The 22,456-nt window shown below is 64.9% G+C and carries 25 protein-coding genes and 2 pseudogenes; 18 read left to right on the top strand and 9 right to left on the bottom strand.

Features of this window, described 5'->3' with window-relative positions:
• The first annotated feature begins 96 nt into the window (after nt 1–96).
• The 3 genes from repA to I9P22_RS10160 all read left to right on the top strand — a co-directional run bounded on the left by repA (nt 97) and on the right by I9P22_RS10160 (nt 3,477).
• The gene (gene repA, locus I9P22_RS10170) at nt 97–1,242 is read left to right on the top strand and encodes a plasmid partitioning protein RepA (protein ID WP_199259371.1); all 1,146 of its coding nucleotides are present in this window, start codon (nt 97–99) and stop codon (nt 1,240–1,242) included.
• Nucleotides 1,232–2,161, top strand: a complete 930-nt coding sequence (locus tag I9P22_RS10165; protein WP_199259370.1) for a ParB/RepB/Spo0J family partition protein — start codon at nt 1,232–1,234, stop codon at nt 2,159–2,161. Before repA ends, I9P22_RS10165 begins: the two co-directional genes overlap by 11 nt.
• A 203-nt stretch (nt 2,162–2,364) precedes the next feature.
• A complete protein-coding gene (locus I9P22_RS10160) occupies nt 2,365–3,477 on the top strand; it encodes a helix-turn-helix domain-containing protein (protein ID WP_269846640.1) in 1,113 nt (370 codons plus the stop codon).
• A gap of 23 nt (nt 3,478–3,500) precedes the next feature.
• Here the strand turns inward: I9P22_RS10160 and I9P22_RS10155 are convergent.
• Nucleotides 3,501–3,896 (bottom strand): annotated as a pseudogene (locus I9P22_RS10155) (IS21 family transposase); the annotation flags it as partial.
• 64 nt (nt 3,897–3,960) lie between these two features.
• On the opposite strand from I9P22_RS10155, the gene I9P22_RS10150 reads away from it, so the two are divergent.
• Nucleotides 3,961–4,748, top strand: a protein-coding gene (locus I9P22_RS10150; protein ID WP_199259368.1) for an IS5 family transposase whose coding sequence is annotated in 2 segments (ribosomal slippage) — nt 3,961–4,300 and nt 4,300–4,748 — 789 coding nt in all. Because the reading frame shifts where the segments join, the coding sequence is not laid out codon by codon here.
• A gap of 1 nt (nt 4,749) precedes the next feature.
• A pseudogene (locus I9P22_RS10145) lies at nt 4,750–4,968 on the top strand (transposase); the annotation flags it as partial.
• Nucleotides 4,969–5,199: 231 nt separating this feature from the next.
• Here the strand turns inward: I9P22_RS10145 and I9P22_RS10140 are convergent.
• Nucleotides 5,200–5,895, bottom strand: a complete 696-nt coding sequence (locus I9P22_RS10140; protein ID WP_116222499.1) for a GntR family transcriptional regulator — start codon at nt 5,893–5,895, stop codon at nt 5,200–5,202.
• Between the two features lie 168 nt (nt 5,896–6,063).
• Here I9P22_RS10140 and I9P22_RS10135 point away from each other — a divergent pair, with 168 nt between their 5' ends.
• Genes I9P22_RS10135 through I9P22_RS10120 form a run of 4 tightly spaced genes read left to right on the top strand, consistent with a single transcriptional unit; the run spans nt 6,064 to nt 10,544 of the window.
• The gene (locus I9P22_RS10135; protein ID WP_199259367.1) at nt 6,064–7,014 is read left to right on the top strand and encodes an ABC transporter permease; all 951 of its coding nucleotides are present in this window, start codon (nt 6,064–6,066) and stop codon (nt 7,012–7,014) included.
• 2 nt (nt 7,015–7,016) lie between these two features.
• Nucleotides 7,017–7,874, top strand: a complete 858-nt coding sequence (locus I9P22_RS10130; protein ID WP_036750781.1) for an ABC transporter permease — start codon at nt 7,017–7,019, stop codon at nt 7,872–7,874.
• A gap of 4 nt (nt 7,875–7,878) precedes the next feature.
• Complete coding sequence (locus tag I9P22_RS10125) at nt 7,879–9,504, top strand: ABC transporter ATP-binding protein (protein WP_199259366.1); 1,626 nt, start codon at nt 7,879–7,881, stop codon at nt 9,502–9,504.
• The gene (locus I9P22_RS10120) at nt 9,501–10,544 is read left to right on the top strand and encodes a succinylglutamate desuccinylase/aspartoacylase domain-containing protein (protein WP_199259365.1); all 1,044 of its coding nucleotides are present in this window, start codon (nt 9,501–9,503) and stop codon (nt 10,542–10,544) included. The genes I9P22_RS10125 and I9P22_RS10120 overlap by 4 nt, the downstream gene beginning before the upstream one ends.
• Nucleotides 10,545–10,577: 33 nt before the next feature.
• On the opposite strand, the gene I9P22_RS10115 is transcribed toward I9P22_RS10120, so the two are convergent.
• The 3 genes from I9P22_RS10115 to I9P22_RS10105 all read right to left on the bottom strand — a co-directional run bounded on the left by I9P22_RS10115 (nt 10,578) and on the right by I9P22_RS10105 (nt 13,817).
• Complete coding sequence (locus I9P22_RS10115; protein WP_199259364.1) at nt 10,578–11,759, bottom strand: 2Fe-2S iron-sulfur cluster-binding protein; 1,182 nt, start codon at nt 11,757–11,759, stop codon at nt 10,578–10,580.
• 3 nt (nt 11,760–11,762) lie between these two features.
• Nucleotides 11,763–12,803: an aromatic ring-hydroxylating dioxygenase subunit alpha gene (locus tag I9P22_RS10110; RefSeq protein ID WP_036750770.1), complete on the bottom strand. Its 1,041-nt coding sequence runs from the start codon at nt 12,801–12,803 to the stop codon at nt 11,763–11,765.
• Between the two features lie 81 nt (nt 12,804–12,884).
• Nucleotides 12,885–13,817 (bottom strand): LysR substrate-binding domain-containing protein, encoded by a 933-nt coding sequence (locus tag I9P22_RS10105; protein ID WP_199259363.1) that lies wholly within the window; start codon nt 13,815–13,817, stop codon nt 12,885–12,887.
• Nucleotides 13,818–13,990: 173 nt separating this feature from the next.
• On the opposite strand from I9P22_RS10105, the gene I9P22_RS10100 reads away from it, so the two are divergent.
• From I9P22_RS10100 to I9P22_RS10070, 7 genes are all read left to right on the top strand, one after another.
• Nucleotides 13,991–15,547 (top strand): ABC transporter substrate-binding protein, encoded by a 1,557-nt coding sequence (locus I9P22_RS10100; RefSeq protein ID WP_199259362.1) that lies wholly within the window; start codon nt 13,991–13,993, stop codon nt 15,545–15,547.
• Nucleotides 15,544–16,944, top strand: coding sequence for an FAD-binding oxidoreductase (locus I9P22_RS10095; RefSeq protein WP_199259361.1), 1,401 nt, complete (start codon nt 15,544–15,546; stop codon nt 16,942–16,944). Before I9P22_RS10100 ends, I9P22_RS10095 begins: the two co-directional genes overlap by 4 nt.
• A gap of 9 nt (nt 16,945–16,953) precedes the next feature.
• Nucleotides 16,954–18,048 (top strand): aminotransferase class I/II-fold pyridoxal phosphate-dependent enzyme, encoded by a 1,095-nt coding sequence (locus tag I9P22_RS10090; protein WP_199259360.1) that lies wholly within the window; start codon nt 16,954–16,956, stop codon nt 18,046–18,048.
• Nucleotides 18,049–18,813: 765 nt separating this feature from the next.
• Nucleotides 18,814–19,110, top strand: a complete 297-nt coding sequence (locus I9P22_RS10085; protein ID WP_199259359.1) for a hypothetical protein — start codon at nt 18,814–18,816, stop codon at nt 19,108–19,110.
• A gap of 21 nt (nt 19,111–19,131) precedes the next feature.
• Complete coding sequence (locus I9P22_RS10080) at nt 19,132–19,377, top strand: type II toxin-antitoxin system Phd/YefM family antitoxin (RefSeq protein ID WP_104491151.1); 246 nt, start codon at nt 19,132–19,134, stop codon at nt 19,375–19,377.
• Nucleotides 19,367–19,669, top strand: a complete 303-nt coding sequence (locus I9P22_RS10075) for a type II toxin-antitoxin system RelE family toxin (RefSeq protein ID WP_199259358.1) — start codon at nt 19,367–19,369, stop codon at nt 19,667–19,669. Before I9P22_RS10080 ends, I9P22_RS10075 begins: the two co-directional genes overlap by 11 nt.
• A gap of 461 nt (nt 19,670–20,130) precedes the next feature.
• Complete coding sequence (locus tag I9P22_RS10070; RefSeq protein WP_010400642.1) at nt 20,131–20,325, top strand: hypothetical protein; 195 nt, start codon at nt 20,131–20,133, stop codon at nt 20,323–20,325.
• 1 nt (nt 20,326) lies between these two features.
• Here the strand turns inward: I9P22_RS10070 and I9P22_RS10065 are convergent, their stop codons facing one another.
• Genes I9P22_RS10065 through I9P22_RS10055 form a run of 3 tightly spaced genes read right to left on the bottom strand, consistent with a single transcriptional unit; the run spans nt 20,327 to nt 21,181 of the window.
• Entirely contained in the window at nt 20,327–20,500 is a 174-nt protein-coding gene (locus I9P22_RS10065) for a hypothetical protein (protein WP_199259357.1), read from the bottom strand.
• A 10-nt stretch (nt 20,501–20,510) separates the two neighbouring features.
• Nucleotides 20,511–20,936 (bottom strand): type II toxin-antitoxin system VapC family toxin, encoded by a 426-nt coding sequence (locus I9P22_RS10060; RefSeq protein ID WP_233253310.1) that lies wholly within the window; start codon nt 20,934–20,936, stop codon nt 20,511–20,513.
• Complete coding sequence (locus tag I9P22_RS10055; protein WP_199259355.1) at nt 20,936–21,181, bottom strand: type II toxin-antitoxin system VapB family antitoxin; 246 nt, start codon at nt 21,179–21,181, stop codon at nt 20,936–20,938. The genes I9P22_RS10060 and I9P22_RS10055 overlap by 1 nt, the downstream gene beginning before the upstream one ends.
• A 65-nt stretch (nt 21,182–21,246) precedes the next feature.
• On the opposite strand from I9P22_RS10055, the gene I9P22_RS10050 reads away from it, so the two are divergent.
• Together I9P22_RS10050 and I9P22_RS10045 are read left to right on the top strand one after the other, a co-directional pair.
• Entirely contained in the window at nt 21,247–21,396 is a 150-nt protein-coding gene (locus tag I9P22_RS10050) for a hypothetical protein (RefSeq protein WP_179922351.1), read from the top strand.
• A 26-nt stretch (nt 21,397–21,422) separates the two neighbouring features.
• Nucleotides 21,423–21,581, top strand: coding sequence for a hypothetical protein (locus tag I9P22_RS10045; protein WP_199259354.1), 159 nt, complete (start codon nt 21,423–21,425; stop codon nt 21,579–21,581).
• Nucleotides 21,582–21,604: 23 nt separating this feature from the next.
• Here I9P22_RS10045 and I9P22_RS10040 read toward each other — a convergent pair whose 3' ends face one another.
• Nucleotides 21,605–22,288: an IS6-like element ISPko6 family transposase gene (locus I9P22_RS10040; RefSeq protein ID WP_010398086.1), complete on the bottom strand. Its 684-nt coding sequence runs from the start codon at nt 22,286–22,288 to the stop codon at nt 21,605–21,607.
• Between the last annotated feature and the right edge of the window lie 168 nt (nt 22,289–22,456).

The following is a 22,456-nucleotide window of genomic DNA, read 5'->3' as shown; positions in this document are numbered from 1 at the left end:
GCTGGATTTACTCACCAAAACTGTTAAGGTCTACAAAACAATAAAGACTTGAGGGCAGTGATGAGCGGGATACGAGCCTCTCAAAGATTCGATGTCATGTCCAAGCGGCTTGGTAGCCGGTTGCGAGAACATGCTCAGGAGACTTTTCCACCGGATGCCCAGAAGGGTCTTCGCCGCTTCGCGATGCGGGAAGCGGCAGATCTCCTACGGCTCAACCAGAACACCTTCCGCCACCATGTGTCAAACCTCGAAGGCTTTCCCGAAGGTATACTCGAGGGTGGCAACCGCCGCAGTTTCTCTGCCGAGGAAATGGTCGAGGCCCAACGCGTCCTTCTTGAGACGGGCAGGATTAAGCCCGATGAGCACCCTCACAGAAGAGCCGGCGAACCGTGCCAGGTCGTGACAATCTTCAACCTGAAGGGAGGGTCCGCAAAAACGTCGACCGTAGCTCATGTTGGTCAGCTACTGGGCCTTCGCGGCTATCGGGTCCTGTTGATCGATCTAGACAGCCAGGCAAGCCTAACAAACCTGTTCGGGGTGACCCCTGAACTCGATCCGGACATGCCGACCTCCTACGATCTGATCCGATCGGAAGGTCCCCTGCCCGCCTCCGATATCATTCGCAAGACGAACTTCCCGACGGTCGACCTTATCCCGGCATCCATGGACATCATGGAGTACGAGTTCGAAGTCGCACTAAGTTTCCGACACGGAGCCACCACGTTCCACAGCCGTATCCGCGAAGCACTTGAGCCTGTCCTGGACAGATATGACGTGGTGATCTTCGACACCCCGCCTCAGCTGAATTTTTCGGTGATCTCTGCCCTCTTTGCCTCCACCGGGGTCCTGATCCCGCTCAACGCGTCCATGCTTGATGTCATGTCCCTGGCGAGCTTCCTCGGTATGGCGAGCAACCTGATGGGTGTCGTCGAGGCGCATGCTCCCGAACACGGTCTGAACTTCGTCCGCGTGCTGATCACCCGCTACGAGAATACTGACGGTCCACAGGTCCAGATCTCGTCTCTGCTTCGGACGGTGCTCGGCGATGCGGTACTCCCGGCCGAGTTCCTGAAGTCGACGGCCGTAGGCGATGCTGCAAACACCCAGCAGAGCATCTTTGAGGTCGAACCTCGCGACGTGAACCGCAGAACCTACGAGCGTGCAATCGAGTCCGTTTCGCGCGTTACCGACGAAGTTGAGCGCGAAATCCTCAAGGCATGGGGGCGTAGCCATGGCGCGTAAGGTCTTCGGAGATTCACTTAAGAACGCGATGGGCAATGCTGCAGCGCCGGACGAAGGTGCGGATCTTGATCTGAAGCGCACGAGCCCAACTATCGCTCGTGCGCAAGCGTCCGTGCTCGAGGAAGACAAACACGCCACGCGCCTGATCGACCCGAGCACCGTGCGGATGTCCGCGGTCATGGACCGTATCGATCCGAGCGATGGCCTCGAGGAACTTGTGTCCTCGATCCGGGAGCATGGGCAAAAGGTTCCCATTCTTATCCGCCGAGCCCAAGATGGCGCACTTGAGATCGTCTATGGGCGCCGCAGGCTTCTCGCCTGTCGTGAACTTGGTCAGAAGGTGCGCGCCACGGTCATGGAAATGACCGAAGAGGAAGCACTGATCGCCCAGGGCGTGGAGAACAATGCCCGCCAAGACCCCTCGTTTATCGAGAGGGCTTTGTTCGTCGCCGGCATCATTCGAGAACTTGGGAAAACAGACGAGACGCGCAAGAACGCCCAGACCATCGCCTATCGGGCACTCCAGATCGATGAGTCTCTCGTCTCTCGGATGAACCGTATCGCGACGGGCATTCCGATGGAGCTGATCCAGGCCATCGGACCAGCACATGGCGTTGGTCGGCGGGTCTGGGAGAAGCTTTTCAGGCTGTGCGAGAAGGACGTCTCGAGAGCCAAGGAAGTCGCCCGCGAAATCCCCCGTAGCTTGCCTGGCCCAGAGCGGCTTGACGCAGCGGTTACGCTGCTCACGGCCACCAAGACAACTCCGCCCAAGGCTGAGCCAGGTGAGCGCGTGAAGATCGGCCGCAAAGGCAATCGCATCACTATCGATGTGGACGCTGATCTTGCCCCACGCGTCGAAGAGGCCGTCCGAAAGCTGATCGGAGAGCTTCTTGACCGCGGTCAAGACGGCCCAAAGTGACGACCCCGTGTCTTGACCGCGGTCAAGACATCAAGAGCAACGAGCAGAAAACGAAAGGAGGAACGGCTAGAAAAGGAAAGACCCCCCGAAAGCGGTGCTTCCGAAGGGCCTCAATCAGTCTCGACACCTGATTGATACCCCCAAAACGAATCGAGTTCAACACCGCTCGCGGTGAACGGGGAAGCTTTTTCTTCCGAAACACCATGAGACATGTCACTCAAGCACGAACCGCCTTGGCGGAACAGGCAGCTAATGCCTGCCCTAACCCCTACGAGCTTCTGGGGCCGGTGCGGGTTCTTCGGAAAGACCTGAGCCTCACGAGCAACGACGTCACCGTACTGACAGCGCTCATCAGCTTTCTTCCGCGCGATCAGAGCCCCAACTCTGGTGAAACACACTGCAAGCTGACCGTTGTGTTTCCTTCAAACGCCTCCTTATCAGAGCGCGCAAACGGCATTGATGAAAGAACGCTTCGCCGCTGCCTGGGGCGCCTTGAGGCTGCGGGACTCATCCAGCGAAAGAGTTCAGCGAACGGGAAACGCTTCCCTCTCCGCTACGGAGGGATCATCAGGGATGCGTTTGGGATCGACTTGGGTCCGCTAATGCAGAGCCACGACGCTCTTGCAGCCAGAGCATCGAAGGTCACGGAAGAGCGTGAACGCCTCCGCTCCCTCAAGGCAGAAGCGCTAGCGCTGCGCGCGTCCCTCCTACAGGACGAACAGCTCCATGACGCACGGCGGGCTTCACTGGAAACGATCCGAAACCTGCTTCGTCGAGCAACCCTGACTGCCGACACAGTCTTGCAAATCATCGCTGGTCTCCGCGAGCTCGGAGCCAATGCCAAACCGAGCTACGGAGAGTGCCACGATTCAAACACCCGTGCGGACCGAGAGCAATCGCAAGACCAAACCCTCGGCCGTGAGTGCGCGAGCGAAATGTCCGCCAGGAACGGACAAAATGACCGGCAGATAGAGTCTGTAAAAAAAGAACATATTAAGAAAGACACGCACGTGAACCAGACCAACGCTTCCCAAAGCGTTGGAGCACCGACCATGAACCGGGACCCGGCAAAAATGGCATGGACGGACTTTTCACATGTCGCGGACTTCTTCCCAGACCCTCCACGAACAAGCGAAGCCCTCAACCGCGTTCTCTTCGACATCGGTCGATTGCTTAGAATACGCCAAGAAAAACTGATGCGTGGTCTTCAGAAAGCTGGGGCTGGACGGCTTTTGCTGATCTTGGACTACCTGTTGGGAAAAGGCGAAGCGATCAGGCAGCCCGAGGCATACTTTGAAACGATCATGAAGGCATAGAGCATCCAACTTGCACGTCTTGACCGGCTGTGGCACAGGCGGACATGCGCCATCTTGATCGTGGTCGTCGCCCCATCGATCAGGACAACCTCGTGGCTCCAGTCGAACTGATAGGCTTCGCCGGGGGCAAAACTCAGCGGCACGAAGGCGGACGAGGCACCGGAGCTTTGAGTGCGCGCCCAGACCGTGGCGTAGCGGCGGACCGCATCATACCCGCCTTCATACCCGAGACCGCGCAGTTCCTCGTAGACCTGGATCAGCGTCAGGCGTTCCCGGCCTCCACGAGCCGCATTGATCGCCAACAGCCGGCTCAACTCCTCAAGCCAGGCGCCCAGCTTCGGGCGTGGCTGAACCGTCCGGGTGTAGGTGAACTCCGTTATCCCGGTGCGGATCACCTTGCGCACCACCTTCTTCGACACCTAGGTCGTGTTGACAAAATGGATTCACATGGCGGTCTGAACGTGATTCAAGCTGGTATCTGCGATGGAGACCAGCTTGGCACGAGACCTGATGTCGGACGAGGAGTGGGCGTTTCATGAACGCTTCATCCTTGCCGCCCGCGCCCCGAACGGACGCAAACCCCTGAACCATCGTCTTGTTCTGGATGGGATTTTCTGGATAGCGCGAACAGGGTCGCCCTGGCGTGACTTGCCCGAGGAGTTCGGCAAGTGGTCATCCGTCTACCGTCAGTTCCGGCGCTGGACCCTGGCGGGGCTGTGGGAGCAGATCATGGATGCGTTGAACGAGAGCGGGCTGGTCCCAGCCACCCTGCAGATGATCGACAGCACCGTCGTCCGCGCCCATCATCAGGCAGCGGGCGCTAAAGGGGGACTCCGCGACAAGCTTTCGGCCGTTCGCGAGGTGGCTTCACGACCAAGATCCACCTCTGCGTCAACGGCGCGGGCCTCCCCATGAGATCGGACATCACACCGGGCCAGACATCGGACTATCTGGGCTTCGATCTGGTCATGGGCGACAACCTGCCAGAGCCCGCCGTTCTGCTAGCGGATCGCGGCTATGACTCTGACAATGTTCGCAAAACCATGGAGGCGCGCAATGTCGTCCCGATCATCCCGATGCGCAAATCCCGCAAGCTGCGGGTTGCCGTGGATCGCACCCTCTATCGGCGACGCGACCTCGTCGAACGCTGCTTCAACAAGCTCAAGAACGCCCGCCGCGTCGCCACTCGCTACGACAAAACCGCAGAAAGCTTCCTGGCCTTTATCGACATAACCTCGATCCGCCTATGGGTCCGCCATTTGTCAACATGACCTAGTGCGGATCGAGGGTCACCGATGGGCGATCGAGGACAGTTTCGAGACCGCGAAGAACGAGTTTGGCCTCGATCACAACGAGACGCGCTCGTGGCACGGCTGGCACCGCCATGTTTCCCTGGTCATGCTGGCCTTCGCCATGACGGCCATCATCCGCCATCATGCCAATGCCGCGCCGCCCCCAAAAACGATGCGCAACCCGCGCCTCCACCCCTGATCCGGTGGTCTATCCGGGAAATCCGCCGCATCGCCAATCGCATGACACAGCGTCAAATCCAGCCCGCACAGATCATCGCATGGTCATTGTGGCGAAGGGCGCATCAGGCCGCGGCAAGACAGGCTCATATCAAGCTGAAAACGCAACTGTAATGCCAGATTCGTTGCCGCTGCCCCTGCTTCCTTCAAGAAGGACCATAGCAAATACCAACCAGATCACCCGTTCCATCCCTCAATACCGGGCGATCAGCCGGTGGCCGCAGCGATAGACCATGCGCACGAAGGTGATCGGCCGGCCCTCCCAGAAGGTCTGCCGCTCGATGCGGAACAGCGGGTCGCCCACGGCGCAACTCAGCTGCCGGGCCTGCTCCGCCTCGGCGGCGCTGGCCGAGAAGCTGATCTCGATGTCCGAGAAGGGCATCTGCCGGCTCAGCCATTCGCTTGGCCCCAGGGTCGAGAAATCCGCCTGCCGGGCCTGCGGCGCGGCCCCCAGGTTGATCCAGCGGTCCTCGAGCTGGTAGGGATGGCCGTCCGAAAGATGCAGGCAGACCAGGTGCAGCATCTCGGCGCCCTGGCGCAAGTCCAGACGCGCGCGCAGCCAGTTCGGCGCCGGCACGGACTCCGAGGAAACCAGCGCATAGCGATAGCTGGACCCCTGCGCCTCGACCTCGACCCGGACCAGCGGGATGTCCAGCCGCACCTGTCGCAGCGGCACCGGCCGCACCCGCGTGCCGGCCTTGCGCTTGCGCTCGACGATGCCGTCGTCGACCAGCTCGCGCATGGCGCGGCTGACGGTGGCCCTGGCCGCGCCGAATTCCCGCGCCAGCGCCAGCTCGTTCGGCAGCAGCGAGCCCGGCGGCCATTCGCCACCGCTGATGCGGCGCAGGATATCCGCCTTGATGACGCGGAAACTGGTCGTCGTACACATGCTGAACCTTGGCGTTGCTGGCCCCAGATGAGCACAGAACCATCCGCAGTGTCTCTAACATGTCCGACAGGCCAGCTAACCTAAGCGAGGCTGGACCTGTGGCGCGGGGCTGTCATTATACCTAGTCATATCCACCCCCAAGCCCAGCCATAAGAGAGCAAGGAACCCATGATCCTGAAGCTGGTACTGCGCCGGTTTGCCATCGGCGCGCTGACGTTGCTTGTCGTTTCGGCACTGATCTTCTGGGCCGTCGAACTGCTTCCCGGGGATATCGCCAGCGAGGTGCTGGGCCAGTCCGCGACGCCCGAGACCCTGGCCGCCTTTCGCGAAAGGAACGGCCTGACCGACCCGGCGATGCTGCGTTACCTGCACTGGCTCGGCGGCGCCCTGACCGGGGATTTCGGCCTGTCGCTGGCCAACCAGCGCCCCATCGCCGAACTGATCGGGCAGCGCGTGGCAAACACCTTCTTCCTGGCCGGCTATGCCGCGGTGATCGCGGTGCCGCTGGCCATCGGCCTGGGGCTGCTGGCGGCGCTTTACCGCGGCTCGGCGCTGGACCGCTTCATCTCGACCTCGACGCTGGCGGTGATCTCGTTTCCCGAATTCTTCGTCGCCTATATCCTGATCCTGCTGTTCTCGGCTTGGCTGGGATGGTTCCCGAGCCTGGCCACCGTCTCGCCCGGCATGGGGCTGGGGGCGCGGCTTTACGCGACCTTCCTGCCGGCGCTGACCATGGTGCTGATCGTCATGGCGCATATGATGCGCATGACGCGCGCCGCCATCGTCAACCTGCTGGCCCTGCCCTATATCGAGATGGCGCAGCTGAAGGGGCTGCGGCGCTGGCGGGTGATCGCCGTCCACGCCCTGCCCAATGCGGTGGCGCCCATCTTCACCGTCGTGGCGCTGAACCTGGCCTATCTGATCGTCGGCGTGGTGCTGGTCGAGGTGGTCTTCGTCTATCCCGGCCTGGGCCAGCTGCTGGTCGACAGCGTGGCCAAGCGCGACATGACGGTGGTGCAGGCCGCCTGCCTGATCTTCGCCGCCACCTATATCGTGCTGAACCTGCTGGCGGACGTGCTGGGCATCGTCTCGAACCCCCGACTCCTGCATCCGAGGTAGGCATGAACGCTCTGCTCAAGACCCTGCGGACGGCACCGCTTTCGGCCCGGATCGGCATGGCGCTGATCGCCGCCTATGCCGTGGTGGCGCTCCTTGCGCCGCTGCTGGCGCCCTATCCCGAGGCGGCGATCGTCGGCGCCAAATACCTGCCCTGGTCGGCCGAGCATTGGCTGGGCACCGACATGCTGGGCCGGGACGTGCTGTCGCGCATGATCTACGGCGCCCGCAACACGGTCGGCATCGCGCTGCTGACCACCCTCCTCGCCTTTGCGCTGGGGGCAGGCACCGGGCTGCTGGCCGCCACCCTCGGCGGCTGGTTCGAGACGACGAGTTCGCGCTTGGTCGATGTGCTGATGGCGGTGCCCTCGCTGATCTTCGCACTGCTGATCCTGACCATCGCCGGCACTTCGGTCGTGGCGCTGGTGCTGGTGATCGCGGTCTTGGACAGCACGCGGGTGTTCCGGCTGTCGCGGGCCGTGGCGCAGGGCATCCTGACCATGGATTATATCGAGGTCGCGCGGATGCGCGGCGAGGGCCTGGGCTGGATCATCCGCCGCGAGGTGCTGCCCAATGCCAGCGCGCCGCTGATCGCGGAATTCGGCCTGCGCTTCTGCTTCGTCTTCCTGTTCATCTCGGCCCTGTCCTTCCTGGGGCTGGGCTTGCAGCCGCCGACGGCGGACTGGGGCTCGATGGTGCGCGAAAGCGCCAAGCTGATCGCCTTCGCCAATTTCTCCAGCTGGCAGGCGGCAACCTTCGGCCTCGCGCCGCTGCTGCCGGCGGGCGCCATCGCGCTGCTGACCGTGGCGGTGAACCTGGTGGTGGACTGGGTGCTGCACCTGTCCAGCGGATTGAAGGAGTGACCGGATGACACGACTGCTGGACATCCGCGGCCTGCGCATCGAGGCGCAAAGCCGCGAGGGCCGGACCGAGATCGTCAAGGGCGTGGACCTGAGCCTGAACCGGGGCGAGATCCTGGGCCTGATCGGCGAATCCGGCGCCGGGAAATCGACGCTGGGGCTGGCCGCCATGGGCCATGTCAAGCCGGGCTGCCGCATCACCGGGGGCTCGATCCGATTCGACGGGCTGGAACTGGCCGGAGCGGATGCGCGGCTGTTGCGGCAGGTGCAGGGCCGGCGCATCGCCTATGTCGCGCAATCCTCGGCCGCCGCCTTCAACCCGGCCTGGCGGCTGATCGCGCAATATTGCGAGGGCCCGGTCCAACACCGCCTGATGCCCCGCGCCCAGGCCGAGGCCGAGGCTGTGAGCCTATATCGCGAAATGCGCCTGCCCGATCCCGAGCGGATCGGGGCGCGCTATCCGCATCAGGTCTCGGGCGGGCAGTTGCAGCGGGCGATGACCGCCATGTCCATGTCCTGCCATCCCGAGCTGCTGATCTTCGACGAGCCGACCACGGCGCTGGACGTGACCACGCAGATCGAGGTCCTGGCCGCGATCCGCGAGGTGGTGCGCCGCCACGACGCCGCCGCGATCTACATCACCCACGACCTGGCGGTGGTGGCGCAGATGGCCGACCGCATCAAGGTGCTGCTGAAGGGCCGCGAGGTCGAGGAAGCCCCGACCCGCGAGATGCTGGCCGCCCCGCGCGAGGACTATACCCGCTCGCTCTGGGCGGTGCGCAACTTCCAGCCCGCCCCGCGCGATGAGCCGGCTGCGCCGGAACCGATCCTGAGCATCGTGGGCGTCTCGGCCAGCTACGGCACGCATCCGGTGCTGCGCGATGTCTCGATCAGCGTGCCGCGCGGCCGCACGGTGGCGGTGGTGGGCGAAAGCGGCTCGGGCAAGTCCACCACGGCGCGGGTGGTGATGGGCTTGCTGCCGCCGACCGCGGGACAGGTCGTCTTCGACGGGCAGGTGCTGGACCCGCTGTCCCGCAACCGGCCCCGCACCCTGCAGCGCCGGCTGCAGATGATCCACCAGATGGCCGACACCGCCCTGAACCCGCGTCACAGGGTGCGCGAGATCCTGGGCCGCCCGCTGGAGTTCTTCCTGGGCCTGCGCGGCCGCAAGAAAGAGGACCGGATCCGCGACTTGCTGGACCAGATCGAGCTGGAGCCGGACCGCTTCATCGACCGCCTGCCGGGCGAGCTGTCCGGCGGGCAGAAGCAGCGGCTCTGCATCGCCCGCGCGCTGGCGGCCGAGCCCGAGCTCATCATCTGCGACGAGGTGACGAGCGCGCTGGACCAGCTGGTGGCCGAGGGCATCCTGCGGCTGCTGGACCGTTTGCAGCGCGAGATGGGGCTGAGCTATCTGTTCATCACCCACGACCTGGCCACCGTGCGTTCCATCGCGGACGAGGTGGTGGTGATGCAGAACGGCGCGGTGGTCGAACAGGGCCCCAAGGCGCAGATGTTCCAGCCGCCGCACCATCCCTATACCGAGAAACTGCTGTCCTCGGTCCCCGAGATGGACCCGGACTGGCTGACCCGCCTGCTGGGCCAGCGACAGATGCAAGAGAAAGGCGCCGCATGAACCGCTACGACACCGTCACCTGCGAACTCGACCTCGATGCCCCCGGCAAGGCCTCGGGCTGGATCGACCTGAGCCATTCCGACGACCGGCACGATTTCGGCGTGATCCGCAGCCCCATCGGCGTCATTGCCGGCGGCGAAGGGCCGACGGCGCTGGTGGTTGGCGGCAATCACGGCGACGAATACGAGGGGCAGCTGATCACCCGCCGGCTGTTCGAGGCGCTGGAGCCGCAGGATGTCGCCGGCCGGCTGATCCTGGTGCCGGCGCTGAACATGCCGGCAGTGATGGCGCGGACACGGGTCTCGCCGCTGGATGGGGGCAACATGAACCGGGTGTTTCCCGGCGCGACGGGACAGGGGCCGACGCGGGCGCTGGCGGGGTTCCTGAACCGCCACCTGCTGCCGCGCGCCGGGCTGGTGATCGACCTGCATTCCGGCGGCGGCACGACGAATTACCTCGACGCCGCCTATCTGACGCTGACCGGCGATCCGGCCCAGGACCGGCGCGGGGCGGCGCTGGCCCGCGCCTTCGGCCTGCCCTGGACCATGGTCGTGGGCCTGGGCAGCACCGGGGGCGACCTGGACAGCGCCGCGCTGGCGGCAAGTTGCGCCATGATCTCCTGCGAACTGGGCGGCATGGCGCAGGTCTCGCCCCGGTCGCTGGGCCATGGCTGGAACGGCATCCTGAACCTGCTGGCGCATGAAGGGATCGTCGCGCCCGAGGCGACGAAGCGGCTGGCCACGGGCCCGGCCTGCCAGACCCGCTTCGTCGACCTGGGCGCGGGCAGCCGCCAAGTCACCGCCATGCGCCACGCCCTGGCCGAGCCGCTGGTCGAACTGGGCGACGAGGTGGCCGAGGGGCAGCCGGTCGCGAAACTCTACGACCTCTTCGACATCACGCAGGCGCCGCAGGTGCTGACGGCGCCGGTCGCGGGTCGGGTGCTGATCCGCCGCCGCAACGGGCTGGTCGGCCATGGCGACCACCTGTTCGTCATCGGCCCCGAGATCGCGCCCGAGGCGCTGGACCGCCGCATCGGCTGAAACGAAAAGGGGGCGGATACACCGCCCCCTTTCCTACAGATCCAGCACCACCCGCCCCGCCGGGCGCGAGCAGCAGATCAGCGCCTGCCCCGGCCCCGGCGGGTCCAGCGGATCGGTGACATATTCCACCGCGCCCTCGCGGATGGCGCAGCGGCAGGTGTTGCAGATTCCCTCGCGGCAGCTGAACTCGGGCTCCAGTCCCGCGGCCTCGGCCAGCTCCAGGATGGTGCGGCTGGCGCCGTTCCAGGGCAGGGTCAGGCCCGAGCGGCCAAAGACCACCTCGGCGCCGGATTCGGTCGGTTCTGCCTGTTTGGCTGCCGCCTCGGCCACCGTGCCGGGCAGCGCATCGGGCAGGCCAAGCGCATCGGGATCGGTCAGGAATTCCAGCTTGGCCAGGGACTTGGGCGCCCGCGCCGGGATGCGGTTGCCATGCACGGGTGCGGATGCCGGCCCCGGCCCGGCCGCCAGCGCGGCCAGCGAGCCGCCCTTGCCGAAGAACTCGTATGCGATGCGGGCGGGGGCGATGCCCAAGCCCGTCAGCAGCTTCCACATCGCCACCATGAAGGGTGTCGGGCCGCAGAGATAGACCTCGTAATCGTCCAGCGGCAGCAGGGATTGCAGGAAGGCGCGGTCCACCACGCCCTCGGCATCGAAGCGGCGCGCGGCGCGGTCGGTCTCGGTCGGGGCGCGGTAGACCGTGCGTGCGATGATCCGCCCGCCCGAGCCTGCGGCCAGCGCCGCCACTTCGTCCCGCAGCGCGTGCACCTCGCCGTTCTCGGCCGCCTGCACGAAGAACACCCGCCGCGCCCCCGTCGCCAGCCGGTGCAGCATGGCCAGAAGCGGCGTCAGACCGACGCCGCCCGCCAGCAGCAGCACCGGCCGGGTGCTGGCCTCGTCCAGCACGAAGCCGCCGCGCGGCGGGGCGATCTCGATCACCTCGCCCTCGGCCAGCTGGTCGTGCAGCCAGCGCGAGCCCAGCCCCTGCGGCTCGCGCTTGACGCTGATGCGGTGATGGTCCCGCCCCTCGGGCAGCGCCGACAGCGAATAGGTCCGCAGCACCGGCCCCGAGAGCGCCGGGATCCGCAGCGTCAGGTATTGGCCCGGCCGCATGTCCCACAGCGGGCCGCCATCCTCGGGCACCAGATGGAACGAGGTGATGCAGGCGCTTTCCGGCACCTTGCGGGCCAGGCGGAAGCGGCGGAACGGATCGGCCATGGATCAGGCCCTCATCTTCTCGTCGACCATGCGCTCTTCGGCGATCATCGCCTCGAGCTGGCGGCGGAAGCGCAGCTGGCCGGCGTCGATGGACAGGTCGATATGCGGCGAGGTCTTGCTGGCCATGCCGATCTGCACCTCGTTCAGCACGGCGCGGTCCTCCTCGAAGGCGTGGCGCACGTCCTCGGACATCATCTTCGACAGTTCCTCGTCATGCGGGCGGATGTTGCGCAGCTGGAACCAGTAATAGCGGGTCTCGGTCTCGGTCGTCGGCGTCATGAAGTTGTAGCTGTCCATGACGAAGGTCTTTTCGTGCAGCGTGCCGTCCGGCCCGCCGGTCCCCGCCGGGGTGAAGACGGCGCGGATCAGGGCGTGGGCGGGATAGCGCACCTCGTAATGCTGCAGCCGGTCGCAATTGCCGTCGAACTCGACGATCTTCTTGTAGAAGGGCGCCGGCTCGACATCCATCATCCAGCGGTGGACGATGACGCCGTTTTCGGTCCGCGTGACCTTCAGCGGCGTGTCGCGCGTCGCGTCCTGGGCAAAGCTGCTTTCATGGACCCAGGCGACATGGGTCGGATCCAGCAGGTTGTCGCACATCAACAGATAGTTGCAGCGCAGCTCCATCGCGGCGCCGCAGTTGATGCCCCAGTCCGGGCTGTCGAAATTCGGAATGTCGATGATCTCGTCCGCATCGGCAATGGCGGCGTTGCCCATCCAGATCCACACGAGGCCGTATTTCTCATGCACCGGATAGGGCCGCACCTTGGCGGCCGAGGGGATGCGCCCGCCGCCCGGCGCCCAGACGCATTGCCCGGCGCAGTCGAAGGTCAGCCCGTGATAGCCGCATTCGACATTGTCGCCCTTGATGCGGCCCTTGGACAGCGGCAGCTTGCGATGCGGGCAGGCATCCTCGAGCGCGATCACCTCGCCCTGGCTGTTGCGGAAGATGCAGATCTTTTCGCCCAGGACGAGGATCTGCTGAAGGCTGTCGGTGATCTCATGGCTCCAGGCCGCGACATACCAGGCGTTCTTGAGGAACATGGCTGCACCTTATGTGGCTGCGTTTCGGCAAATGTATAGGCGAATGCCGAAGCGTTCAGCGCAGAAGCGCAGCCAGATCGTTTAGCTGGACTGAACCGTCCGGCTGCGCAGCGGCTTGGTGGCGCGCATCAGCCAGTTCAGGAAATCCCGCGCCACGGGGCGGTCCAGCGTCGTCGGGCCCCAGCAGACGAAATAGGCGTCGGGCATTTGCAGGCTGGCCTCGGACAGCCGGACCAGCCGGCCGGCGCGGATGTCCTCGGCGGCGAAGGAGCCCTGGGCCAGAACCGCGCCCTGCCCGGCGATCGCCGCCTCCAGCGCCAGGCTGGACATGGAATGGACGGCGACGGGGCGGATCGGCGGCAGCTCGCCAAGGCCCTGCGATTCGAACCAGTCGCGCCAATGCGGCTCGGTCGTGTAGCCGCCGCCCCAGTCGATGCCGATCAGCGGCAGGCGGGCCAGGACGGCGGGATCCAGCGCCTCGGGATGGCGTTGCAGGAATTCGGGCGAACAGGCCGGAAAGCAGCAGTCGGTGAACAGGGCGCGGCTGTGCAGATAGCGCCGCGCCGCCTCGCCGTAGGTCAGGCGGAAGGTCTGCTCCAGCATATGCGGATCGGGTTCCTGATGGGTCGAGATCACGCGGATGGCCAGGTCCTGGGCAGTCGCCTGGAATTCGGGCAGGCGGGGATTCAGCCATTTCTGCATCAGCGTCGGGAAACCCGAGATGGTCAGCTCCTCACTTTGCTTGTGCGCGAGGATATAGTCCTGCGCCAGCATCAGCCGTCCGAAGCCCTGCGATATCAGCTCGTGATAGGCCCGCGCGGCCGGTGTCAGAGTCGCCCGCCGCCCGTCCTTGACCAGCAGAACCACGCCCACATGCTCTTCAAGCAGCCGCAATTGCTGGCTGATCGCGCCCGGCGTCACCCCCAGCGCCCGCGCCGCGGCATTGACCGATCCCAGCCGGCCAAAGCATTCGAAGGCCTGCAAGGCACGCAACGGGGGCAGCGTCGGATTCATGGCGAAAGGTCCTGGCTGGATTCGATAGTTTAGCTGAACTGTCGCGCGCACCACGCAAACTGATTTGTCCGACATGGGGGCCGAGTCTAGCGTTTAGGTCAGTCATAAAAACAGGTTCCCGTCAACGACCAGGCACGGCCGGCAGGCGGGACGAGATCAGGGAGAAAGATCCGATGGCGAGTTTGTTTACCAGGCGTTCCGTGCTGCTGGGTGCAGGGGCGCTTTCCGCGGCGGCCACGCTGGGCCTGCGGCCCCTGCCCGTGCTGGCGCAGGATGCGCCGCGCAAGGGCGGCACCTTCCGCGTCGCCGTGGCCGATTTCGACAGCGCCGACACGCTGGACCCGCAGCTGAACGAGACGCGCTTCATGATGCAGCTGCAATACCAGCTGCGCAACTGCCTGGTCGAAGTCGGCCCCGGCGGCAAGCTGATCCCCGAGCTGGCCACCGAATGGGGCTCGAACCCCGAGCTGACCGAATGGACCTTCAAGCTGCGCCAGGGCGTCGAGTTCCACAATGCCAAGACCATGACCGCCGACGACGTGGTCTATTCGCTGAACCTGCATCGCGGCCCGGACACGGTGTCCGAGGTCAAGTCCCTGCTGGAAACGATCACCGACATCGCGGCGACTGCCCCGAACGAGGTGCGCATCAGCCTGAACGGGCCGAATTCCGGCTTCCCGGCACTGATGGCGCTCGTCAACCTGCTGATCGTGCCGGCCGGGGACAAGGATTTCGGCAAGGGCATCGGCACCGGCGGCTATGTGCTGGAGAATTTCGAGCCGGGCGTGCGCAGCCTCGTGAAGCGCTTCCCGAACTACTGGAAGGAAGGCCGCGCCCATTTCGACGCGGTCGAGATCCATGCCATCGCCGATGTGAACGCCCGCACCACCGCCCTGCAGACCGGGCAGATCGACGCCATCGGCGCGGCGGATACGGCGACGGCCATGCTGCTCAGCGCCATGCCCGGCGTGAAGCTGCTGCAGACCAAGGGCAAGCAGCACTATGCCTTCAGCATGAATTGCAAGGATGCGCTGTTCGCCGATCCGAATGTCCGCATGGCGCTGAAGCTCTCCATCGACCGGCAGGAGATGCTGGACAAGATCCTGTCGGGTTATGGCTCGATCGCCAACGACCAGCCGATCTCGGAGGCCTATCCCGATTTCGACCCGCAGTTGCCGCAGCATGCCTACGACCCCGACAAGGCCAGGGCGCTGCTGGACAAGGCCGGCGTCTCGGGCCTGACCGTGCCGCTGCACGTGGCCGAGGCGCCCTTTACCGGCGCGACCAACATGGCCCAGCTTTATGCCGAGCAGGCCGCCCGCGCCGGCATCACCATCGATGTCAAGCGCGAGCCGGACGACGGCTATTGGTCCAACATCTGGGGCAAGCGCCCGATGTTCGCCACCAAATGGTCGGGCCGCGTCAACGAGGACGTGATGCTGACGCTGGCCTATTCCCGCGAAAGCATCGGCAGCTGGAACGAGACCGGCTGGGACAACGAGGCCTTCAACAAGGCACTGCTGGCCGCGCGTGGCGAAAAGGACGAGGCCAAGCGCCGGCAGCTCTACTGGGAATGCCAGTCGCTGATCGCCGAGGATGGCGGCATGATCGCCCCGCTCTGGGCCGATTTCCTGGACGCCACCTCGGACAAGATCGCCCATGCCGAACTGGGCAACGACTGGGAACTGGACGGTGCCCGCGCCTCCGAACGCTGGTGGTTCACGGAATGAGCCTTGACGCCCACGAAACCCCGGTCGGCGCGGTCAAGGCCGCGCTGGCCGAACTCGGCCCGATCTTCGGCGAGCGGCTGCTGACCTCGGCCGCGGCGCGGGCGCATTACGGCGCGGCGGAAAGCTGGCTGCCCGCCGCGCCGCCGGACGCCGTGCTGCTGCTGCATGATACTGCCGAGGTCTCGCAGGCGCTGGCGATCTGCCATCGGCACGGCGCGCCCGTCATCCCCTTCGGCGCGGGTTCCTCGATCGAAGGACAGGTGCTGGCCCCGCAAGGCGGCATCACGCTGGACCTGTCCGGCATGGACCGGGTGCTGGCGGTCCATGCCGAGGACATGGATTGCATCGTGCAATGCGGCACCACCCGCCAGCGCCTGAACGAGGAACTGCGCGATTGCGGGTTGTTCTTTCCGGTCGACCTGGGCGCCCATGCGACGCTGGGCGGCATGGCCTCGACCCGCGCCTCGGGGACGACGACGGTGCGCTACGGTTCGATGCGCGAGTTGGTGCTGGGGCTGACCGTGGTACTGCCCGACGGCCAGGTGATCCGCACCGGCGGGCGGGCGCGCAAGTCCGCCTCGGGCTACGACCTGACGCATCTGTTCGTCGGGGCCGAGGGCACGCTGGGCGTCATCACCGAGCTGACGCTGCGGCTGTTCGGCATCCCCGCCGCCGCGCAATCGCTGCTGTGCAGCTTTGCCGAGCTGAACGCCGCCACCGGCTGCGTGGTCGAGGCGCTGCAATTCGGCCTGGGCGTTAGCCGCATCGAACTGGCGGACGAGTTGCAGATGCGCGCGATCAACGCTTACTCCGGCACCGACCTGCCCGAAAGCCCGACGCTCTGGGTCGAGATTACCGGCTCGGACCCCGCCGTCGCGCATGACGTCGCGCTGTTTCGCGACCTGGCCGAGAGCGCGGGCGCCTCGCGGATCGAGCTGGCGCAGACGCCCGAGGACGCCGCGAAGCTGTGGCGCATCCGCCATGACGCGCTTTATGCGACGCGGGCGCTTCGGCCGGGCGTCACCGGGCTTTCCACCGATGTCTGCGTGCCGCTGTCGCGCCTGCCCGAATGCATCGCCGCCATCAAGGCCGAGATCGCCGGGACCGGGCTGGTCGCGCCGCTGGTCGGCCATGTCGGCGACGGCAACTTCCACCTGGTGCTGCTGTTCGACGCAAGCGACCCGGCCGAGCTGGCGCTTGGCAAGCGCATCAGCGCCCGCCTGGTGGAACTCGCGCTGGCGATGGAGGGCACCGCCACCGGCGAGCATGGCGTGGGCCTGGGGAAAAAGGACTACATGGCCGCCGAGCACGGCCCGGCGCTGGAACTGATGCGGCGGCTGAAACGGGCCGTCGACCCGCGGGGCATCATGAACCCCGGCAAGATTTTCGATTTGTAGAGGCAAGCCATGTCGCAGGACACGTCCCTGATCCGCCCGGAAATCGCCGCGCTGGCGGATTACAACGCCGGCCTGGCGCTGGACCGCTTTCGCGCAGTCTATGGCGTTGAGGCGCGGGCCAAGCTCGACAGCAACGAAAACCCGCTGGGCCCCGCCCCCGCCGCCATCGCCGCGATGCGCGACTGTGCCGCCGGGATCTGGCGCTATCCCGACGCGGCCGACCTGGCGTTGCGCGAGGCCATCGGCACTGCCACCGGCATCGACCCCGAAGCGGTGATCGTCGGCAACGGCTCCGAAGACCTGATCGGCGCGATCTATCGCAGCGTGCTGCGCCCTGGCGACCGGGTGGTGACGATCTGCCCCAGCTTCGGCCTGCACGAGTTCGGCGCCCAGGCCTTCGGCGCTAGCGTCGAGAAGGTTCACTTTGCCGAAGACTGGACCTTTCCCCTGCCGGGCCTGGTCGAAGCGCTGCGCCGGCCGGCGCGGGTGCTGATCTTCTCCTCGCCCTCGAATCCGGCCGGTCCGGCGGTGTCGCTCGAAGAGTTCAGCGCGCTGATGGAGGCGGTGCCGCAGGGCACGCTGGTGGTCTTCGACGAGGCCTACCGCGAATATCTCGACCCCGCGTTGGCCTTCGATCCCTGCGCCATCCTGCGCGAGGCGGGGCTGGACTGGATCTCGCTGCGCACCTTTTCCAAGGCATACGGCTTGGCCGGGGCACGGGTGGGCTACGGGCTCTGCTCGTCGCCCGCGCTGACGCGGGCGCTGCGCAAGACCCGCAACCCCTTCGCCGTGAACGCCTTCGCCGGAGCCGCCGCGCTGGCCGCCCTGCAGGACGGGGCACATCTGGCCCGCATCGTCGCGCTGGCCCGGTCCGAACGCGCGCGCATGTCCGGGGCGCTGGCCGCAGCCGGCCATGCAGTGGCCCCCAGCGAGGCGAACTTCCTGTTCTTCCGCACACCCGGCCCCGCCACGGATTTCGTCGAGGCGCTGCGGCGCCGGGGCGTGCTGATCAAGGGATGGCAGGAGCCCCCCTTCCTGGACTGGGCCCGCGTCACCATCGCCACCCCGGCCGAGAACGATGCCTTTCTGGAAGCCTTGCCCTAGTCTGCCCGCAGGCACGGCACCGCAACCAGAGCCTACCGGAACATCGCCGGTGACTGCCTCAGCCAAAACCGACACCACGCTCAGGGACAGAATCGTCTTGGGATCGACGGGCGGGGTGTCGGCCGAGCGGACGCGCGGCGAACAGGTGTCTGCCGCGGTAGATCAAATCAATGCGCGGTTCGGAGACGGCGCGATCACCTATGGGATCAACGCGCCGCACCCAGGCTTTTTCGAGAGAGGCTAGGCAGCGGGCGGAAAAATCACTGGACGCCCTGCCGCCTCGACGATCTGGTAGCTCGCCGCAAGCAAATCATCTAGGGCCATCGACGTCTCGACGCCGAGCCTTTCGCGGATTCCTCCGGCGGCAAGCAGACTGCGTTCGGGCTGCCGCTCTGCGCCATGACCGGCGATGGTAACAGAGCCATCCCTGCCATGAGCATTGGAATCAATCTGGGCATGCTGTGGTTCTCCTTCTCTCGACCTGGTCAACCTGCGAGCGCAACAAGTTGAACGGCGCATCGCAAGTTTGGCATGTCCTGTGAGAGCACATGCGGTCCTTGCCGAATACTAGCCGCCCCATCAGGGGCGGCTCTTTTCTCTGCCGGTTTCCCGGTATTCGCCGCCGCCGCCCTGGCAAGCCAGAACGCCGCCGCCGGCGCGGCACTCAGGCCGCACCGGGCCCGCTGCGAGGCCACAGGTAGCGCATTTCAGTGTTGCATTTAGTGCGAAATATGGTATCTATTTTCGCATTAAAAGAGGCTTGATATGACGGATTCTGAAAAAGGTGCACTAGCGAAGCTCGCGCTGTTTGCTCTTGGAGCATTCGCCATCCTTCGCCTGACGTATACTGACGGCTGGAGGTTTGACTCGATCCTGGGGTGCGCGGCGAATGCGGCGCTGATCGTGGGCGTCCTCGCCCAGATCGCACTGGAAATGCTGGTGCGCTTCGCTCCGGGTAGTTGGCTGCCGGACGATGTGCTCGCCGAATTGCCGAGATGGCAAACAGGGGTGGTCTTGCTGTCCTTGATCGCTGCCTCGGTCAGCCTGCTCATCGCTCAATGAATGACCTTGTGGAGATCGAACATGCAACGTGTTGAAGCCCAGATCGCGGTCAGTGTCTCTGATCTGAAGAAAAGCCCGACCGCCATCATGGATCAGGCGCAAGGCGAGGCCGTCGCCGTGCTGAACCACAATCGCGTCATGGCTTATATGGTCCCGGCCGATGTTTACGAGGCGATGATGGAGCGGCTGGACGACCTGGCGCTTGTCGATGTCATTAAGGCCCGGGCGGATGAAACGCCGATCAGCGTGGGCCTCGATGACCTTTGAGCTTAAGTTCCTGCCATCCGCACTGAAGGAGTGGAAAAAGCTCGGTGCCACGCTTCGGGTGCAGTTTCGGAAGAAGCTGGCCGAACGTCTGGAGCAGCCCCGTGTTCCTGCTGATGCGCTGCATGGTCTGGAGGATCATTACAAGATCAAGCTCCGCAGCGCCGGCTACCGACTCGTCTATCGCGTGGAGGATGCAGAAATTACCGTCACTGTGGTCGCAGTTGGTCGTCGCGAACGAAGCGAGGTGTATAAAGCTGCAAGCGCACGGCGCGATGATCGACCCAAAAGCTGACGTCCATTCTCGACCTTGAAAAGCGGCAGATAGTTTCGGGAGGATCCACGCAGGATCATCAGACCAGGCGCAGCGTGGCCGCCCCCTCGGGGCGGCTTTTTCTTTGCCCTGTTCCTGGTGTTCGCCGTCGCCGTCGCCCTGGCAAGCCAGAACGCCGGCGACGGCGCGGCGCTAAGGCCGCGCCGGGCCCGCTGCGCGGCAGAACCGTCGCGCCATCGGTCGCGTCCGGCTGTTAACCCGGCCAGCGCCAGGCGCCGGCCGGGGCCGGACCTATCCACCACCACACGGATCTTGTCATTCTACCACACTGGTCAAGGACGGCGGCCGCGCGAGCGCGGCCTTGCAAGCGGCCCGTGCCGGGCCGTCCCTGACTCAGCGTGTCCGCATGCCTGCGACCGTGCGGGGCGGCTAGAGCCTCGCAATCTTCGGTCTCATCGCTTACATTTCACAAGGAGCATCCAATGAGCGACGCCGACATGACCACCGCTGAACAGTCCCTTGCCGACGACAAGATGCGGGCCGAGATCGCCAAGCTGATCGCGGAAACCTCGAAGATCAATGCCGAGGCCCGCTGGTATCCGCTGGCCGTCGCGACCGGCCTCGTGGGCGCCATTGCCGGCCTGACGGCCTTCATCATCAAGCTTTTCGGTCTCTGACCTATGCGGCCCCTTCGGGGGCCGCTTTAACTTCAGCCGGGCGCAGCTTGGTCGTTCTCTTCCCCGCCAGTAATGCGGAATCGGCCCCGGCCGAGGCGGCGCGGAACGGCCGCGGATCATCGTGCAGATCGACCCAGGCATGGCCCGTCCAGAACGTCGCAACGTAGAGCTTCATGGCTGATCCCTCATGCCAGATCGGTTTCCGAAAAATCCCCGCCCTTGTAGAGCAAGGGCACATGGTAGGCTTTCGCGCAGGCGTAGGAGAGCGCGTCCCCGAAATTGAGCTGCGCAGGGTGGCCGACGACCTTGCCGTAAACCGACAGCGCCCGCATCGCTTCCTTCCCCATCCCCGTGGTGATGTGCATCTCTTGCGCTTCAGCCGCCTCGAAAAACCCGTCGACCAGCTCGGCCGCCGCGGCAAAGTCCTCGGCTGCCGCCGGGCCCTTGCCGCGGGCCTGCACCTTGGCCCTGACCAGGGCGAGCGTCGCTTCCATCCGCACGACCGGCGAGAACCGCAGCGTGCCGCGCGAGGCCTCCATCGCCTTCAGCAAACCGGGCGCTTCCGGCTCGTTCAGCAGCACCGCGACCACCGCGCTTGCGTCCAGGAACATCAGTCCTCGCCCCATTGCTCGTCAAAGAACGGCTTCAGGTCTTCGCCCGTGCTGACGAACCCCGCCTCGGCCGCGCGTCGCTGGACCCTCCCAACCCGATCCACAAGCCGTTCCTCGGCGGCAAGCGCCTCGATCTGCGCGGCAAGCGCCTTGCGCACCGCCTCGGACTTGTTTTTTACGCCGGTCATGGCACAGTATTTGGCGACAAGCGCGTCGATCTCATCGCCCTTGATAAGCATTGCCATCGGTCTATCCTTCATGGTATAGACGATATATAGATTTCAGTATATACTTTTGCAAGGAGGATGATTTGCGATTGATCTTCCGTCTCGGCATCGCCGGCGTCGCCGCCTATGTCTTCATGCCCGTCCTGCGGGACATCGCTGCGGTCGATCCCATGGGCAGCGTCGTCGCAGGCCTCGGGGCCGCCGTGGCTGCGATTGGATATGTCACCGCGTGAACCAGATCTTGATGAAGGAAAATCACATGATGGAAGCGATCACGAACAGACTGGCGAGCGTTGCGGGTCTTGTGGCCTACGTTTCGGTCGTCGTGTTCCCGACACTGCTACTGCTCTTCGCGCTCAGCCTGGACCTTTTGCCAACGGATCTGCCCGGTTTTGTCGCAAATTTCCAAACAGTCTGAAAGGGTCTGAGCGCTGGACATAATTATGCAGCGAGCCTCGCAAAGGTCTGGAACGCCGAGGCACCGTTAGCCGGGATCTGCCCCTTGCGTATCATGTGCGCGGTCTCGATCCCGGCGACTGTGGCGATGGCCGAATGGAAGGCCTTGAAGCCCATCATTGGCCGCGTGATCCGCTTGATGAAGCGATGGTCTTGCTCAATGATGTTGTTCAGATACTTGACCTGCCGGACCTCGATCATTCGACCAATGCCGGTGAATTTCAGGATCACGTTCACCGCCTCAAGGCCCGCCAGATTGGCGCCGCTCTTGTCGATGACAACCCTCTCGGGCACGCCGTGCGTTTCTATGGCCTGCTTGAAGAAGCGCCGGGCGGCGGTGAGATCGCGCCGTTCAGCAAGCATGAAGTCGAGCGTTTGCCCGTCGCGATCCACAGCGCGATAGAGGTAGCACCAACGGCCCTTCACCTTGATGTATGTTTCATCCATCCGCCAAGAGCTAGCCGTCGGTCGTTTCCTGGCTTGTGCCCTCGCGGCGATCAGCGGAGCGAATTTCACCACCCAGCGGTTCAGCGTGGCGTGGTCTACCGTGACGCCCCGCTCACCGAGAATTTCCTCAAGATCACGATAGGAGACGGCATAGCGAACATAAAAGAACACCGCGTAAAGGATCACCGACTTCGGATAATGCACGCCCTTGAATTCGATCACGCCCCGAGCCTCTCCCCAACTACCCGAAAACAATGGCATATCAAAGGTCATCGAAGAACCAGAAACTTTGCGACACTGCCAGCTGGTCTCGATCTCGCGAGCCTCGTTCTACCGCCAGCCCGCTGGCGAGAGCCCGGAGAATCTTGAGTTGATGCGTGTCATCGACGG

The organism is Paracoccus binzhouensis, from assembly GCF_016446475.1.
Taxonomy (GTDB): Bacteria; Pseudomonadota; Alphaproteobacteria; order Rhodobacterales; family Rhodobacteraceae; genus Paracoccus; species Paracoccus binzhouensis.
Note: the sequence above shows the minus strand (reverse complement) of the source record. Positions and strands in the feature narration are given on the sequence as shown.